The sequence below is a fragment of the Bradyrhizobium sp. ORS 111 genome, assembly GCF_045571485.1.
Taxonomy (GTDB): domain Bacteria; phylum Pseudomonadota; class Alphaproteobacteria; order Rhizobiales; family Xanthobacteraceae; genus Bradyrhizobium.
On the sequence record NZ_CP120701.1, the window covers coordinates 1,154,181 to 1,170,222 of the forward strand.

14 protein-coding genes are annotated in these 16,042 nt (G+C 64.8%); 9 read left to right on the top strand and 5 right to left on the bottom strand.

Annotated elements, in window-relative coordinates:
* Positions 1-108 precede the first annotated feature (108 nt).
* Together P6U30_RS05285 and P6U30_RS05290 are read right to left on the bottom strand one after the other, a co-directional pair.
* Positions 109-1,128: an aldo/keto reductase gene (locus P6U30_RS05285; RefSeq protein WP_407168463.1), complete on the bottom strand. Its 1,020-nt coding sequence runs from the start codon at positions 1,126-1,128 to the stop codon at positions 109-111.
* Between the two features lie 100 nt (positions 1,129-1,228).
* Entirely contained in the window at positions 1,229-1,654 is a 426-nt protein-coding gene (locus P6U30_RS05290) for a PaaI family thioesterase (protein WP_407168464.1), read from the bottom strand.
* A 79-nt stretch (positions 1,655-1,733) separates the two neighbouring features.
* Here P6U30_RS05290 and P6U30_RS05295 point away from each other — a divergent pair, with 79 nt between their 5' ends.
* Complete coding sequence (locus tag P6U30_RS05295; protein ID WP_407168465.1) at positions 1,734-2,363, top strand: NUDIX hydrolase; 630 nt, start codon at positions 1,734-1,736, stop codon at positions 2,361-2,363.
* A 176-nt stretch (positions 2,364-2,539) separates the two neighbouring features.
* A complete protein-coding gene (locus tag P6U30_RS05300) occupies positions 2,540-3,739 on the top strand; it encodes a hypothetical protein (protein WP_407168466.1) in 1,200 nt (399 codons plus the stop codon).
* 40 nt (positions 3,740-3,779) lie between these two features.
* Here the strand turns inward: P6U30_RS05300 and P6U30_RS05305 are convergent, their stop codons facing one another.
* A complete protein-coding gene (locus tag P6U30_RS05305) occupies positions 3,780-4,079 on the bottom strand; it encodes a hypothetical protein (protein WP_407168467.1) in 300 nt (99 codons plus the stop codon).
* 194 nt (positions 4,080-4,273) lie between these two features.
* On the opposite strand from P6U30_RS05305, the gene P6U30_RS05310 reads away from it, so the two are divergent.
* Positions 4,274-4,753 carry a hypothetical protein gene (locus P6U30_RS05310; protein ID WP_407168468.1) on the top strand — a complete coding sequence of 160 codons (480 nt, stop codon included), beginning with the start codon at positions 4,274-4,276 and terminating at the stop codon, positions 4,751-4,753.
* Positions 4,754-4,892: 139 nt separating this feature from the next.
* Here the strand turns inward: P6U30_RS05310 and P6U30_RS05315 are convergent, their stop codons facing one another.
* Positions 4,893-6,110 carry an EAL domain-containing protein gene (locus P6U30_RS05315; RefSeq protein WP_407168469.1) on the bottom strand — a complete coding sequence of 406 codons (1,218 nt, stop codon included), beginning with the start codon at positions 6,108-6,110 and terminating at the stop codon, positions 4,893-4,895.
* Positions 6,111-6,889: 779 nt separating this feature from the next.
* On the opposite strand from P6U30_RS05315, the gene P6U30_RS05320 reads away from it, so the two are divergent.
* The 4 genes from P6U30_RS05320 (at position 6,890) to P6U30_RS05335 (ending at position 11,422) form a co-directional block, all read left to right on the top strand.
* Positions 6,890-7,837, top strand: coding sequence for a TAXI family TRAP transporter solute-binding subunit (locus tag P6U30_RS05320; RefSeq protein WP_407168470.1), 948 nt, complete (start codon positions 6,890-6,892; stop codon positions 7,835-7,837).
* 196 nt (positions 7,838-8,033) lie between these two features.
* Positions 8,034-10,145, top strand: coding sequence for a TRAP transporter permease (locus P6U30_RS05325; protein WP_407168471.1), 2,112 nt, complete (start codon positions 8,034-8,036; stop codon positions 10,143-10,145).
* Positions 10,142-10,519 (top strand): DUF1850 domain-containing protein, encoded by a 378-nt coding sequence (locus P6U30_RS05330; protein ID WP_407168472.1) that lies wholly within the window; start codon positions 10,142-10,144, stop codon positions 10,517-10,519. Before P6U30_RS05325 ends, P6U30_RS05330 begins: the two co-directional genes overlap by 4 nt.
* A 96-nt stretch (positions 10,520-10,615) precedes the next feature.
* On the top strand, positions 10,616-11,422 hold the full coding sequence (locus P6U30_RS05335) for an SDR family NAD(P)-dependent oxidoreductase (RefSeq protein ID WP_407168473.1): 807 nt from the start codon (positions 10,616-10,618) through the stop codon (positions 11,420-11,422).
* A 23-nt stretch (positions 11,423-11,445) separates the two neighbouring features.
* Here the strand turns inward: P6U30_RS05335 and P6U30_RS05340 are convergent, their stop codons facing one another.
* Positions 11,446-12,990, bottom strand: coding sequence for a cation:proton antiporter (locus tag P6U30_RS05340; RefSeq protein ID WP_407168474.1), 1,545 nt, complete (start codon positions 12,988-12,990; stop codon positions 11,446-11,448).
* 134 nt (positions 12,991-13,124) lie between these two features.
* Here P6U30_RS05340 and P6U30_RS05345 point away from each other — a divergent pair, with 134 nt between their 5' ends.
* Together P6U30_RS05345 and P6U30_RS05350 are read left to right on the top strand one after the other, a co-directional pair.
* Positions 13,125-13,892: a lysozyme inhibitor LprI family protein gene (locus P6U30_RS05345; RefSeq protein WP_407168475.1), complete on the top strand. Its 768-nt coding sequence runs from the start codon at positions 13,125-13,127 to the stop codon at positions 13,890-13,892.
* A gap of 181 nt (positions 13,893-14,073) precedes the next feature.
* Positions 14,074-15,984: a propionyl-CoA synthetase gene (locus P6U30_RS05350; protein WP_407168476.1), complete on the top strand. Its 1,911-nt coding sequence runs from the start codon at positions 14,074-14,076 to the stop codon at positions 15,982-15,984.
* Positions 15,985-16,042: the final 58 nt, after the last annotated feature.

The window sequence follows — 16,042 nt, forward strand, 5'->3', positions numbered from 1 at the left end:
TGGATTGCTTCGTCGCTTCAGCGCAAAATTGCTTTGCAATTTTGTCGCGAGCTCCTCGCAATGCCGGCGATTGGGACCGCGCGCCAGTCCCAGGTCGCGCGCCTGCTGTCAGAGCGGCCGCTCCGTGCGTGCCCGGCGTCCCTCGATCGGATAGGCCGGATCGTTGAATCCCGGCGTCGAGGGATGACCGCTCGCGACGAGGCGGTCGATCAGCGCTTCGTCGTCCGCCGTGAAGCGATAGTCGAGCGCGCGGAGATACTCGTCCCACTGCGCCTCGGTGCGCGGGCCCGCAATGACCGAGCTGACGAACGACGAGTTCAGCACCCACGACACCGCGAACTGTCCCGCGGTGATGCCGCGGGCCTCGGCGTGGCGCTTGATCTCCTGCGCGAGCTGCAGGGATTCCGGCCGCCATTCGGTCTGCATCATCCGCTTGTCGTTGCGGCCGGCGCGGCTGTCCGCGGCCGGCGCCGCGTCGGGCGCGTATTTGCCGGTCAGGACGCCGCGCGCCAAGGGGCTATAGGGCACGATGCCGAGGCCGTAATAGCCGCAGGCCGGGAAGTGCTCGACCTCAGGCATCCGGTTCATCGCGTTGTAGTAGGGCTGGCTCGCGATCGGGCGGTCGATGCCGAGCCGGTCGCAGATGTTGCAGATTTCGGCAACGCGCCAGGCGCGGTAGTTGGAGACGCCGAAGTAGCGCACCTTGCCGGCGCGGATCAGGTCGCCCATCGCGCGCAGCGTTTCCTCGAGCGGCGTCGCGTGGTCTTCCTTGTGCAGATAGTAGATATCGATGTGGTCGGTGCCGAGCCGCTTCAGGCTCTCGTCGGCCGCCTGCAGCACCCAGCGCCGCGACAGTCCGCCATGGTTGGGATCGTCGCCGATCGGATTGGCGAGCTTGGTTGCGAGCATCCAGTTGGAGCGATGGTTGGAGATGGCGCGGCCGACCACCTCCTCGGACTTGCCGCCATTGTAGGCATCGGCGCTGTCGATGAAGTTGATGCCGGCGTCGCGCGCCTTGGCGACGATCCGCGCCGATGTCGCCTCGTCGGTCGGTCCGCCGAACATCATGGTGCCAAGGCAGATCGGAGAAATCTTCAGGCCGCTGCGGCCGAGCTGGCGGTAGTGCATCGATCGTTCCTCCCGGGTCATTCCGGGGCGATGCGTTAGCATCGAACCCGGAATCTCGAGGTTCCGGGTCGTCCTTCGGACCGTCCCGGAACGACGATGGTCAACTCTCGCTCTTCAGGATCTTGAATACACCATTGGCCATTGCGATGCAGCGCTTGTCGACGGTCACCTCGGTGGTGATGAAGATCAGGCTGCGGGTCGAGCGCACCACGCGCGGACGGGTGATCAGGATCTCGCCGATCTTGCCGGCTTCAACGAAATGGGTGTCGAGTTGCACCGTCGCAAGCGTCGGCTTGCCCGAGACGTGGCGCGCGGTCATGCCGCAACAGCGGTCGGCGAATGTCATGATCACGCCGCCCTGCACGAGGCCGCGGCGGTTGTGATGCTTGTCCTCGGTCACGAGCGCGTATTCGGGGAGGTCGTCGTTCATCCGCTGCCACAGCGGGCCGACCAGATGCAGGAAGCCAGTGGTGTCGACGATCTTCCAGCCGTCGGATTTGAGTTTGTCCGCGGCCTTCGCCGTCATGTGATGGGGTCCATTGGTTGCAGGCGGGTATGTGCCAAGCGTCATTTCATCAAACGCTGTTGTGTTGTAGTCAAGATCAATGGCCCGCACATTTGACGATGCCACCCGGCGGAATATCGCAGAGCTCTGCGCCGCGTTCACGCGGCTGGCGCCTATGGATGCCGCGCCGACACTGAAGCGTGCGGCGGTCGCGATCGCGCTGACCGAAGGCGACGATGGCAACGACACGGCGTTTCTGCTGACCCGTCGCAGCGCCAGCCTTCGCGCGCACAGCGCGCAATGGGCGCTGCCGGGCGGGCGTTGCGATCACGGCGAGACGCAGGCGCAGGCCGCGCTGCGCGAGCTGCACGAGGAGCTCGGACTGTCGCTCGGCAACAGCGCCGTGCTCGGCGTGCTCGATGATTACCCGACGCGATCCGGCTATCTGATCACGCCGGTGGTGGTCTGGGCAGGCAGCCAGGCCGAGATCGCGCCGAACCCGGACGAGGTCGCCTCCGTGCATCGTATCGCCCTGGATGCGGTCGAGGCCGCCGATGCTTTCACCTTTGTCTCGATCCCGGAAAGCGTGCGGCGCGTGATCCGCTTCCGCCTCGGCGGCCAGCTCATCCATGCGCCGACGGCGGCGCTGATCTATCAGTTCAGCGAAGTGCTGGCCGGGCGCGCGACCCGTGTCGCCGATCTGGAGCAGCCGGTGTTTGCCTGGAGATAGCGGGGCTCGAATTGTGCCGGCGAAACTGTCTGTTCATCTTTCGGGCAAGGGGGGCCACATGCCTCTGCGCGAGGGGGCAAAGATGTTGTTTTCGCGGCGCAACTCCGCGGCATCACAACGCGCGGCCCCGCGGAATTCCGGGCTGACTTCGCGCCGGTGCTTGCTACAAGGGGCTCATGCGCCCGCAATTGATTCGCCCGTGCCTTGGACTTGTCGCGCTCGCGCTGACCGCGGCGGCGCCGTCCGTATCGGCGAACGAGGCTCGCGCCTTGCCGCCGGCCACCGCGAACGCGATGGCGCAGGCGGTGTCTCCGTTCGCGATCGCCGAATATCGCCGCAAGCTGAAGGAATATCTGGAGGCGCGCGCCGCCTTCGAGCAGGAGGCGGACGCCTACTGGAACGCGATTGCCGACAAGCGGCGCACCCGCAATGTCAAGCGCCGCGACCGCGTGCAGGTCACGCTCGACGACTACGTGCTGGAGCAGCCGCCGATCTATCAGGGGCCGAAGCGGCCAGTGAACCCGGCGCCGGAGGAGGAAGAGGAGCGGCCGCGGCCGCCGCGCAAACCGATCCCGGTGGTCGCGGATTTCGTCCGCGCGGCAGCCGAGCAATTCCAGTTCACGCCGCAGCGTCCTGCCTCCGAGATGGAGTTCAAGCGTGCCTATGCCCGGTATGCTCGCGCGGCGGGCCTGACCCCGGAACAGGCGGTGCGGGTCTATTCGTTCGAGACCGGCGGCACCGGCAGTTACGACGTCCAGTCGGGCATTGAGCATGGCGGCAAGCGCGCCATTTCCACCGCAGTCGGCTACAACCAATTGCTGACCACCAACAGCGTTGAGCTGATGGCCGAGCAGGGCCACGAATTCGTGCGCGAATTGACACAGCGGGTTGCGGCCACGTCGGGTCCGGCGCGCAAGGCCATGGAACAGAAGCTCGCGGTGCTGAAGAAGATGGTCGCGTTCACGCGCACGGTGCCGGACGACTGGTCGGCGCATGCGCGGCTCGCCGACACGCCGCAGGGCTGGGCGGTGCACGCCATGGTGCTCGACATCGACGTCGGCCCGATGTTGCAGACCCACAAGCTCCTGACCTCGGTGCTCTTCGCGCGTGCCAAGGGCTACAACCGGCCGCTCACCGCAGCCGAGCTCGAGATGATGAACCTGACCGGCGACGGGACCGGCTTCGATATGGTGACCATGCCGCAGGGGCTGCGCGAGCAGGTGCCGACCTCGAACTTCTTTCAGCGCTCCGGCTACGAGCGCAACCCGGTGGCGATCCGCCACAACACGGTGGCGAAGCTGCTTGCCGTGACCAACGAGCGGATGGACTACAACAGCAGCAAGCCCGGTGCGAAGGAGCTCGCTTCGGCGTTCTGACCCTCACCTGCCGCCACGGTGGATCGATGTGGCTGGAGTGCTACTCGGATCCGAACATGAACTTGCCGTCGCCCTCGAGATAGGGACCGGAGCGCATGTAAAGCTGGCCGTTCTGACCGATGAAGAACAGCGTGCCCTTCGGCACCTTCTTGGCCCCCTTCAACAGCGTGCCGGCATTGTTGGTGCCCATCTTGTAGGACCAGGTCTTGCCGTCCTTGCCATAGGCATAGCCCATGTCGGGCTTCAGCTCCCACGGCGTCGCCGCTTGAGCGAAGGCGGATGTCGATAGCGCAGTGAGGGCTATTGTCGCGAAAAAGGTCTTGGTTGAAAAATGCGTCATGATCCACCTCCGGCCGAAAAATGGCGTCGTATCAGTGCCTTGAACAAATCACGAACGTCGCCGCGCCGTCAATACGACAATGGGCGCGGCTCATTCGCGCATGTCGGCGACTTTGTGATTTCCTGCTGCGCGACTATCTTCGCGTTTCCGTCTACAAGCATTTCATTGCCAGAACACAGCTTGGGATGATTCGCATGCACCACGTCGTGAAGATCGGTTTCGGTGTCGCTCTGTCGTTGATGATGCTGGCTTCGGTCGCACAGGCGGACGAATTCAAGCTCTCCAACAACCAGCGGATTTCCTGCAGCCGCGGCCTCTCGGCCGGCAAACTCAACACGGCGACCTGCAGGTCGTATGCGTATCTTTTCAACGCCAAGACCTCGGAATACTTCCGCTGCCAGGTGTCCCTGGCGCTGACGCGGGACAACAAGGAGGTCATCAACGTTCAGGCCGACGGCGGCTGCACCAAGAAGCCGCGCATCTTCGACACCGACGGCAACTATTCGTTCGACGCCACCGAGACCGAGCCGCCGAACACCAACTCGTTCTTCGGCCCCGGTGGCTATGCGATCTGGGCGAGCGACAACAACACGCAGAAGATCCGCGGCTGCATCACCATCTCGTCGGGGCTCGGCTCCGACATCTCGAAGTGCCTCGATATGACGTTCCAGTGATGGCGGCGCGGTCTTGCACGGGTCGAACTCGGCGGCGCTGCTCGAAGTCCCGACCTATTCGAACGTCAGGCGGCTGATCGCGCGCGGCGAGGCGCTGCGCGGAATCGGTCGCAGCGCCCGGACCTGACGCGATCCAGGCTCAGGACGCGACGTTCCTTTCCGCCGGAAGCTGCAGGCGCGATCTCGCGAACTTCCTGAGACCCATCGGCTTTCCGAACAGGTATCCCTGGACCAGATCAAAATCCATGTCGTGCGCGGCAAGGAAGTCCGCGCGCGTCTCGATCCCTTGCGCGACGACGCGCGCGCCGTTGTCGTGGGCCAGCTCGACGATCCGGCGGCACACCGTCTGCTTCAGACGCTGATCGGCGCTACCGGTGACGAACTGATGATCGACCTTCAGCTCGACGAAGGGAAAGGTCTCGAGTCCCATCAAGGACGGCCAATTGGCGCCGACATTGTCGATCGAGATCGCGATGTTGTGCAAGCGCACGCGCCTGGCGACGTCGATCGCGAGATCGAGATTGTCGATGAGCTCGGCGCTGTCGATCTCGATCAGCAGGCCCGCGAACGCCGGGTGATCGGGCATCCGGCGGCAGAGCTCGCCCACCGCATCGGCGTTGGCCAGGAAGGAGATCGGCAGGTTGATGGAGAAATCAACCGGCCCCTTCTGCTCCAGCAGATATCGCCAGTCCTCGATCGCCCGCTCGATGACGAATTCCGACAAGGCCTGGAAGTGCGGGTCGTCGTCATCGGGAATGAAATATGCGGGCGGAACGATCCCCCATGCCGGATGGCGCATCCGGATCAGCGCCTCGGCCCCGCTCGGAACGAGCGTACGGAGCTGGATCTTCTGCTGATACCAGAGCTCGAGCCAGCCGGCCTTCAGCGCTTCGGGGACGTCAACCGCCGGGCTCGGCGCAGGCTCGACCGGAAGCAGTGACGCAAGAGTGTCACGAAGGGTTGCCGCGCTGAACGGTGTCGGCAATGCCGGCAGCATCGCGATACCGTACTCGTCGCCAATTTGTCTGACGGCCTTGACGATGATCGAGTCCGGCAGGCCGATGACCAGGACCTTGCCGCCGTACTCCTTTCTCACCAAAGTCTCGAGAATTTTACTGACTTCGATCCCGTCCACGGACACGCCGAGCACCAGCAGGTCGGGTCGTTCCGCGTCCAAGACGTTGTCGAGCTCGTCGGCTTGACCGCATTCGCTGGTGATGAAGCCGAGGTCTTCGAGTGCCTCCGCAAGGAAGGTGCGAAGGTGTTTTTTGCTGTCCGCGATGCATGCGCGCGGCGTCAGCTTGCGCTGCCCGAACCAGCCGGCTCGTGCGCGTCCGATATGACTGATGTGGTTCATGCTCGCCCTATTCCGAGTAGCCCCGAGCGAGTCGTACATCGGAGCGGCGGGGGCAATCATGGAAATTTTGGGATCATACATGCGTTGCTTCGCTAACCTTAAGGCCGCAAATTCGAATCAAATTGCGAGCGAAAGGGCGCGTGACGTGGCATCTTTGACTGCAATAAATGCGTCATCCAGCGTTCATAAGCGCGATTGACGCGGGCCACGATCGTCGCCGGATGTGACGACGTCGTGTTTCATCAAGGGACGCCGTTAATGTCTGTGTTGATGCGCTCACGCCGGCGCGTTTCTGCACCATTGTCGGACATCAAGCCGGGTGGCTCGACACGAATCAGACGCGAATCAATCGCGCGCGCGGATGGTGCTCCCGTCGCGCTGTGATCTCTCGAGAGAGGGTGGGAATGCGTCGGCCATCTGCTTGGCGCGGCCCGTGCAGCCGAGCCCCGCGTCACGCTTGCTGCTCGCAACGTCTCTCCCATCGGCGCGCAGTCGCTGATCGATCCGATGCACGCGACGGCAGCGACGACGAGCAAGGGGGCATCAGAGCAGCCATGACGATCTACGCGCGTTTGGTGTGGCTGCTGTCGATCAGGACGGCCGCAAGTAATACCTCGCGGGCAAGGCTCATCCTCAATCGACTCGCGCGGGCCGGGTTCCCACATCCGGCGGGTGACGGCCATGGCGGGCGCGTGCGACAAGCATGCGTCGTTTGGATGGGTTGACCCGGCGGGGGTGTCCGGCCAATTTCCGGCCGGCTCAAGTGGAGAATAATACTCATGAATTCGAAGTTGGTGGCTGCTGCGGTTGTGGCAGCCAGCGTTTTGTCGGCGCCTGTCGCACGGGCCGAGCAGTTCATTAACGTACTGACGGGTGGGACGTCCGGCGTCTATTATCCACTCGGCGTCGCGATCGGCAAAATCTACGGCGACAAGATTCCCAACGTGAAGACCCAGGTACAGGCCACCAAGGCGTCGGTGGAGAATCTGGTGTTGCTGCAGCAGGGCCGCGGCGAGCTCGCATTCACGCTCGGCGATTCGCTGAAGGCGGCCTGGGAAGGCGATGCGGAAGCTGGCTTCAAGAACAAGCTCGACAAGCTGCGGACCATCGGCGCGATCTATCCGAACTACATCCAGATCGTCGCGACCAGCGAAAGCGGCATCAAGACGCTGGCCGATCTCAAGGGCAAGAGCCTGTCGGTGGGAGCGCCGAAATCCGGAACCGAGCTCAATTCGCGCGCGATCCTCGCGGCCGCGGGCATGAGCTACAAGGATCTCGGCAAGGTCGAGTATCTGCCGTTCGCGGAATCCGTCGACCTGATGAAGAACCGTCAGCTCAACGCGACCTTGCAGTCTGCCGGCCTCGGCGTCGCCTCGCTGAAAGACCTCTCGACCTCGACCGATATCACCGTGGTCGCCGTTCCGAAGGAGACCGTCGACAAGATCGGTCCGCCCTTCGTGTCGGTGATCATCCCGGCCAACACCTATACCGGCCAGGACAAGGATGTGCCGACCGCGGCGGTGGTGAACTATCTCGTCACCTCCAGCGCCGTATCGGACGATCTCGCCTATCAGATGACCAAGCTGATCTACGAATCGCTGCCGGAGCTCGCCAATGCCCATGCCGCGGGCAAGGAAATCAAGCTCGAGACGGCTGCGAGCGGCAGCCCGGTGCCGTTGCATCCCGGTGCAATCCGCTATTACAAGGAAAAGGGCCTGATCAAGTAAGAGACGGCATGGATAAATGCGTCATGGCCGGGCGCCTGTCCTCGACTCGATCGGGGATGACCCGGCCATCGATGTTTCTAAAGACGTTGATTTTTTGATGGATGCGCGGGTCGAGCCCGCGCATGACACACGGTGAACGCGGCCCAAGCGCCACCCAGGCGCTTGCCGCGCCGCGGGGACGGCGGGGGACACATTCATGCAGCAGCAGGCCGAGGGCGCTCAGCAGCCTGACAAGGTTGAATTCGACAATTTCGAGCACGGCTTTCCGGAAGGCTTCGGACCGGGCGGCTGGGGCTATCTGGCCTACGCGATCGGTCTCGCCTTTGCAGTGTTCCAGCTCTATGTCGCAGCCTTCAACTACCTGCCGAGCCAGGTGGTGCGCGGCGTCCATGTCGGCTTCCTGATCCTGCTGACCTTCGGTCTGATCGGCAATTTCACCGCGAAGACCAATTTCGGCCGCGCGATGAGCTGGATCGTCGGTGCCGCCGGCTTCCTCTGCGGGCTCTACCAGTGGATCTTCTACGCCGACCTGATCGCCCGCGACGGCGACCCGACCACCACTGATCTTGTTGTGGGTACGCTGCTCGCCGTGCTGATCTTCGAAGGCACGCGGCGGCTGATGGGCGCGGCACTGCCGCTGATGTGCGGCGCCTGTCTGCTCTACTGGTTCTTCGGGCAGTACCTGCCGTCGCCGCTCAATCATCGCGGCTACGATTTCGACCAGATCGTCACGCATCTTTCCTTCGGCACCGAAGGTTTCTACGGCGTGCCGATCTACGTCTCGGCGACGTACATCTTCCTGTTCATCCTGTTCGGCTCGTTCCTCGAGCGCGCCGGCATGATCCAGCTCTTCACCGATGTCTCGCTCGGCCTGTTCGGCCGCACCCGCGGCGGACCGGCCAAGGTCGCGGTGTTCGCCTCGGGCATGATGGGGACGATCTCGGGGTCCGGTGTCGCCAACGTCGTGACCGTCGGCCAGTTCACGATTCCGCTGATGATCAAGTTCGGCTATCGCCGCGCCTTCGCCGCCGGCGTCGAGGCCACCGCCTCGATGGGCGGGCAGATCATGCCGCCGGTGATGGGCGCGGTTGCCTTCATCATGGCGGAGACGCTTGGCGTTCCTTATTCGGAGATCGTCAAGGCCGCGGTGATCCCGGCGGTCCTCTACTTCGCCTCCGCGTTCTGGATGGTGCATCTGGAAGCCGGCAAGCACGGTCTGGTCGGCATGAAGCGCTCGGAAATCCCTAGCGCCTGGAAGGCGCTGGTGGCGCGCTGGTACCTGGTGCTGCCGCTCGCAGCGCTGGTCTATATGCTGTTCGAGGGATTCACACCGCTCTACGCCGGCAGCATGGGGCTTGCGCTGACGGTCGCGCTGATCCTCGGCGCCAGCATCACGCTCGGCTTCTCCAACACCGCGTTGCGTTACATCTTCTGGATCGGGCTCGCCCTGGTGGTCGCGGCGGTCTCGCGCAACGGGCTCGAGATCGTTTCCGTCGCCTGCATCGTCGCCGGCCTGATCGCGATCGCGGCGATCACCCGCGGCGGTCGCGCCACGCTCGCCGCATGCCGTGATTCGCTTGCCGACAGCGCCAAATCGGCGCTCACCGTGGGCATGGCTTGCGCCATCGTCGGGACCATCATCGGCATGATGACGCAGACCGGCGTCGGCACCATCTTCGGGAGCTGGATCATCGGCCTCGGCGCCAAGAGCCTGTTCCTGGCGCTGATCATGACCATGCTGCTGTCGATCCTGCTCGGCACCGGCATCCCGACCATTCCGACCTACATCATCACCGCGGCACTCGCCGCGCCCGCGCTGGCGAAGCTCGGCGTGCCGCTGATTGCGAGCCATATGTTCGCGTTCTACTACGGCATCATGGCCGACCTCTCGCCGCCGGTGGCGCTTGCAGCCCTTGCGGCGGCGCCGATCGCCAAGGAGAATCCCGACAAGATCGGCTGGGAGGCGATGCGGATCGCGCTTGCCGGCTACGTCATTCCCTTCATCTTCGTCTATTCGCCGGCGCTGATGCTGCAGACCAGCGATCCAATGGTCGCGCAACTCGGCTTCTACGGCGCGGTGGCGCTCGCGTCCTTGAAGGCGCTGGTCGCGATCGCCCTGTTCGGCGTGGTTGCGATCGGCTTCCTGTTCACGCGGCTGGCGCTGATCGAACTGGCCGTGGCGTTTGCCGGTGCGCTCTGCCTGCTCGGCGACTTCCCGTTCTCGGATACCGCGGGCTTCACGCTCGCCGCGGCGGTCCTGCTCTGGCAGTGGCGGCAGCGGTCGCGCAATGCGGTGGCGGCGGCTTGAGCCTCTGCCTCGCCTCGGCAGGTGTCGTGAAGGCGCTGTCGATCGCCGCCTTCACGCTGGCCTGGACGCATTCGATCGAGAAGACGGCCTGGCAGGAAGACTGGCGTGTCACGGACGCCGGGCTTGACCTCGTCGAGGCTCGCATCAAGGGCTTCGGCGCCGGCATGGAGCCGCCGCCGGAGGCACGCCTCGTCGACGGCTGGTTCCAGTGGACGCCGCCGCGGGCGCCACGGCCCCAGGTCGTGCTCGGCAATTCCGGTGCCGCCGGCGAATGGCATCTATGCCATGAGGGACACTGCCAGACGCTATCGGAGATCTTCGGGCATCCGATCGGTGCTAATGTCACCACGATGAGTGTGTGTCACGATCGGTAGCCCCGGATGGAGCGCTAGCGAAATCCGGGACCAGCGTTCCCGGATTGCACTCCGCTCCATCCGGGCTTCAAGAAACAATAAAGGAGAGAACAATCGATGGATCGGCTCAAGGGCAAGGTTGCGATGGTGGTCGGCGCGGGCTCGATCGGACCCGGCTGGGGCAATGGCAAGGCGACCGCCGTCACCTTCGCGCGCGAGGGCGCCAGCGTGTTTTGCGTCGATCGCAACGGTGAGGCTGCGGAAGAGACCGCAGGAATCATCGCCGGCGAGGGCGGCAGGGCGACCGCATTCACCGCTGATGTCTCACGCGCCGGCGAGGTTGAAGCAATGGTCGCAGCCTGCCTGCAGACCTATGGGCGCATCGACGTGCTCGACAACAATGTCGGCATCGCCGAGGTCGGCAGCGTGGTCGAGGTCGGCGAAGCCGAATGGGATCGCGTTTTCGCGGTCAATCTCAAGAGCGCCTATCTGGCGATGAAGCACGTCATTCCCGTGATGATCAAGCAGGGCGGCGGCTCGATCATCAACATCTCCTCGATCGCCTCGATCCGCCATGTCGGCATTTCCTATGTCAGCTACAACGCGAGCAAGGCCGCGATGAACCAGATGACGCGCTCGACCGCGGTCGAGTTCGCGCCGAAGCATGTCCGCGTCAACGCGATCCTGCCCGGACTGATGAAGACCCCGATGGTCGCGCATTCGGCGGGGCTGGCGCAGAGCTACGCCAAGGGCGACGTGGAGGCGATGTGGCGCGCCCGCGACGCGCAGGTACCGATGGGGCACATGGGCGACGCCTGGGACGTCGCCAACGCCGCTCTGTTTCTGGCTTCCGATGAATCGAAATATGTCACCGGCATCGAGCTCATCGTCGATGGCGGCATCACCTCAAAGTCGGGTGCGTGAGAGGCTGTTGCGGGGGCGACGGATCACACTTCCGCGCTGAGCTCGGCGCGGTCGAGTTCTTCCTCGACCAGATGGAAGGCATCGTCGCCGATCACTTCGATGCTCCGCAGATTGAGCAGCGCCAGGCGGGCGGCGGCGATGGCGCGGCGGCGCAGCGGATCGGCCGGCAGTTCGCTCGTCGCCACGCCGCCGTCGGGTTCGGTTTCGGCGCGCAGCAGCACGGCGCGATATTCGAGACGGAGGATCTCGGCTTCCTCGGATGGATCGCTCTCGACCGCATCGAGCGCGGCGCGATAGGCGACGGCGCGGGCGTGCGCGGCTTCGCGCGCGACCGGATCATCCTCCTCGAATTTCAGCGCCAGGATCAGCGGCCGCAGCGTCAGGCCCTGCAGCACCAGCGAGCCCAGCACCACGGCAAAGGCCGTGAGCAGGATGAGATCGCGATAGGGGAAGCTTTCCGGCAGCGCAAAGGCGGCCGCCAGCGTGACGATGCCGCGCATCCCGCACCAGGACACGACGATGCCGCGCCGCACCGTGGGCACCGCCATCTCCACCCGCGGTGAAAGCAGGCCGTGCGCCTTCAAGGCGCGCAGGAAGACGCCATAGGGCATCACCCAGGCGATGCGGACGACGATCACGACGGCGAGGATCGAGGCGGCGAACGTGCCGTATTGGAAGCGCACGTCGGCGTCGAGACCAGACCAGATCGGACGCAACTGCATGCCGATCAGCATGAACGCCAGCACGTTGAGCACGAAGACGACGGTGTCCCATACCGCATAGGAGGACACGCGCAGCCGTGCCGGGGTGCGGGCCGGCGCGGTGCGGGCGATGGTGGTCGCGTAGGCGACGATGGTGAGGATGCCGGACAGCCCGACATGCTCGGCGACGATCCACACCATGAAGGTGCCGCCGAATTGCGTGATGATCGCGCTCGGCGCCTCGGTGATGCGGCGCGTGATCAACGTCCAGACTTGCGCGAACAGATAGCCCGCGGCGAGGCTTCCGAGCAGCGCCACCGCGACCGAGGGGACGAATTCCCGCACCTTCATGTGTTCGGCGGCAACCAGGCCGACGGCGACGCGATAGATCAACAGCGCGCTGGCATCGTTGAGCAGGCTTTCGCCCTCGAGTATTTTCTGGATGCGGTAGGGCAGATTGACCTGGCGCAGGATCGCGGTGGCGGCCGCGGCATCGGGCGGTGCCACGATGGCGCCGAGCGCGATCGCAACCGCCCACGGCATATCCGGGCGCAGCCAGTGCGCGACCGCGGCGACGGCAGTGGTCGTGATGCCGACCGCCGCGAGCACCAGCGTCGAGACCGGTAGCCAGTTGTTGCGAAGGTCGCGCAGCGAGGTGTCGAAGGCGGCATCGAGCAGCACCGGCGCGACGAACAGCGCCAGCGCCAGCTTCGGTTCCAGCGTCCAGGACGGGCCGGACGGCAGCAGGGCCAGCAGCATGCCGCCGATCGCAAGGAACGTCGGATAGGGCACCTTGAGCCGCCGGGCCAGCGCCGACAGCGCAACGGCCGCCAGCAGAAGGCCGATGATCCATTCGAATGTCAGCAAGATGAACCCCGTGCAGCCGATCGTCGCAATTGACGTATAATCCAGCGTGTGGTTTTGCCGCAATTGCGCGTGCTGAAGGACGGTGCGCCTGGTTGGTTCGAGCGCTGGAGAGGGGCGCCCTGTCGGCGATTGTGATGCGACGCAACTCTGGACATCTGGCCCTGGCGCTCAGTGTTTCGCTGTCATGCATGGTCGTGGCCGGTGTCGCAGGCGCAACCGGCAGCGAGCCGGGCAAGGATGTCGAGGTTGATCCGGGGCCTTGCCTGGCAGCGGCCGCCGCGGAGGACGACGACAAGACGATCGACGTCTGCGGCGGGTTCATCGACAACGAGAAGGCGGCGAAGTCCGACCGCATCAAGGCCCTGATGGCGCGCGCCGCAGCCTATGACCGCAAGCAGACGATCGATCGCGCAATCACCGACTACGACACCGTGCTGCGGCTCGATCCGGCGCAGGCCGATGCGCATAACGCGCGCGGCGAGCTGTGGCGCCGGAAAGGCGACCGGCCCAAGGCGATCATGGATTTCGGCGCCGCGCTCAAGCTCAATCCAAATCACGCCGCGGCGAAAGCCAACTACAAGTCGCTGTCGCTCGAGCTGGAGCGGATGGGCGCCATGATCGCGGTTGCCGGCAAGCCGAGCTTCGATTGCCGCAAGGCGCGCCGCGCGGTGGAAAAAGCCATCTGCGCCAATTCCGAGCTCGCCGACCTCGATCGCGAGATCAACGCATCGACCGTTCGTGCGATCCGCGAGACGCAAGATCCGCGCCGGGCACGCGAGCTGCAACGCGAGCAGGATCAGTTCATCGCCCGCCGCAACGGTGAGTTCGGCAAGCCGGGCTACGATTTGCAGAAGGCGATGCGCGAGCGCCTGCAGCGGCTGAATGGCGCAGACGGATACTAGTGCTAACGTCGGTCAGTTTGCGGCTTGAATTATCGGGTGAGCCCGTGACAATGACTTCCAAGAGAGCCAACCATCCGTAGTCCGCATGCCCGGCCCTGAACGTGGATGGCCGGGTCGTCCCCGATCGGGTCGGGGACAGGCGCCCGGCCATGACGACGGAGAGCGGCGAGGGAGAAACGCGATGAACATTCAGCAGAACAGCCGGTATCATGAGGAGTATGCCCGTTCGCTTCGGGACCCCGAAGGCTTCTGGGCCGAAGCCGCGCGCGAGATCGATTGGATCGAGCCGGCGAAGAAGATCTTCGATCCCGCGATCGGGGTGTATGGGCGCTGGTTCGCGGGTGCCGTCGTCAACACCTGCTACAACGCGCTGGATCGCCATGTCGCCGGCGGTCGTGCCGACCAGCTTGCGCTGATCCACGATTCTCCGCTCACCAATACGGTTACGAAGTACACCTATTCCGAACTGCTGGCGGAGGTGCAGACGCTGGCCGCGGTGATGCAGGATTTTGGCGTCACCAAGGGCGATCGCGTGATCCTCTACATGCCGATGGTGCCGGAGGCGGTGGTCGCGATGCTCGCTTGCGCGCGGATCGGCGCGGTGCACAGCGTGGTGTTTGGCGGCTTCGCGGCCAAGGAGCTGGCGAGCCGGATCGACGACGCCAAGCCGAAGCTGATCTTCTCGGCAAGCTGCGGGCTCGAGCCGGGCCGCATCGTGCAGTACAAGCCCCTGCTCGATGAAGCGATCCGCATCGCGAGCGCGAAGCCGGAGACCTGCGTCATCCTGCAGCGGCCGCAGCACGGTTGCGAACTCACGGCCGGCCGCGATCATGATTGGGCCAATCTGCGCCGTGCCGCCTTCGACGCCGGCAAGGCCGCGCCCTGCGTGCCGGTGCTCGCGACCGATCCGCTTTACATCCTCTACACGTCGGGCACGACGGGTATCCCGAAGGGCGTGGTGCGCGACAATGGCGGGCACCTCGTCGCGCTGAAGTGGTCGATGTACAATCTCTACGGCGTGAAGCCCGGCGAGGTCTGGTGGTGCGGCTCCGACATCGGCTGGGTGGTCGGTCACAGCTACATCGTCTATGGCCCGCTGATCCACGGCGCGACCACGATCATGTATGAGGGCAAGCCGGTCGGCACGCCCGATGCCGGCGCGTTCTGGCGCTTGATCTCCGAGCACAAGGCGGTGGCGCTGTTCACGGCGCCGACCGCGTTCCGCGCCATCCGCAAGGAGGATCCGGACGGCAAGTTCATCCGGCAGTATGATCTCTCGAACTTCCGTACGCTGTTCCTCGCCGGCGAGCGCGCCGATCCGCCGACGGTGGAATGGGCGGAGCAGCAGCTCAAGGTACCGGTGATCGATCACTGGTGGCAGACCGAGACCGGCTGGTGCATCGCCGGCAATCCGATGGGTCTCGGCATGCTGCCGGTCAAGCACGGTTCGCCGACGGTGTCGATGCCGGGCTATCAGGTGGATGTGGTCGACGAGTCGGCAAAGCCGGTGCCGGCGGGCACCATGGGATCGATCGTGATCAAGCTGCCGATGCCGCCCGGCTGCCTGCCGACGCTGTGGCAGCAGGACGAGCGCTTCAAGGAAGCCTATCTCTCGGAATTCCCCGGTTACTACAAGACCTCGGATGCTGGCTACAAAGACGAGGACGGCTACGTCTGGGTGATGGGTCGCACCGACGACATCATCAACGTCGCCGGTCACCGGCTCTCCACCGGCGGCATGGAAGAGATCCTGGCGTCCCATCCCGACGTCGCCGAATGCGCGGTGCTCGGCATCAAGGACGCGATCAAGGGCGAGGTGCCCTGTGGCTTCCTGGTGCTGAAGGCTGGCGTGGCCAAGGGGGCGCCTGACGTCGAGAAGGAAGTCGTGACGCTGGTGCGCGACAAGCTCGGTCCCGTCGCCGCGTTCAAGCTCGCGATCACGGTGGCGCGGCTGCCGAAGACCCGCTCCGGCAAGATCCTCCGCGGCACCATCAAGAAGATCGCCGACGGCGAACCCTGGACCATGCCGGCGACGATCGAGGATCCCAAGGTGCTCGACGAGATCGGCGCTGCGCTGAAGGGGAAGGTGTAGGCGTTCGTCATTCTGGCTGGCGATGGAGAGAGCACGCCGTGTGGCCACCCCTCTCCCT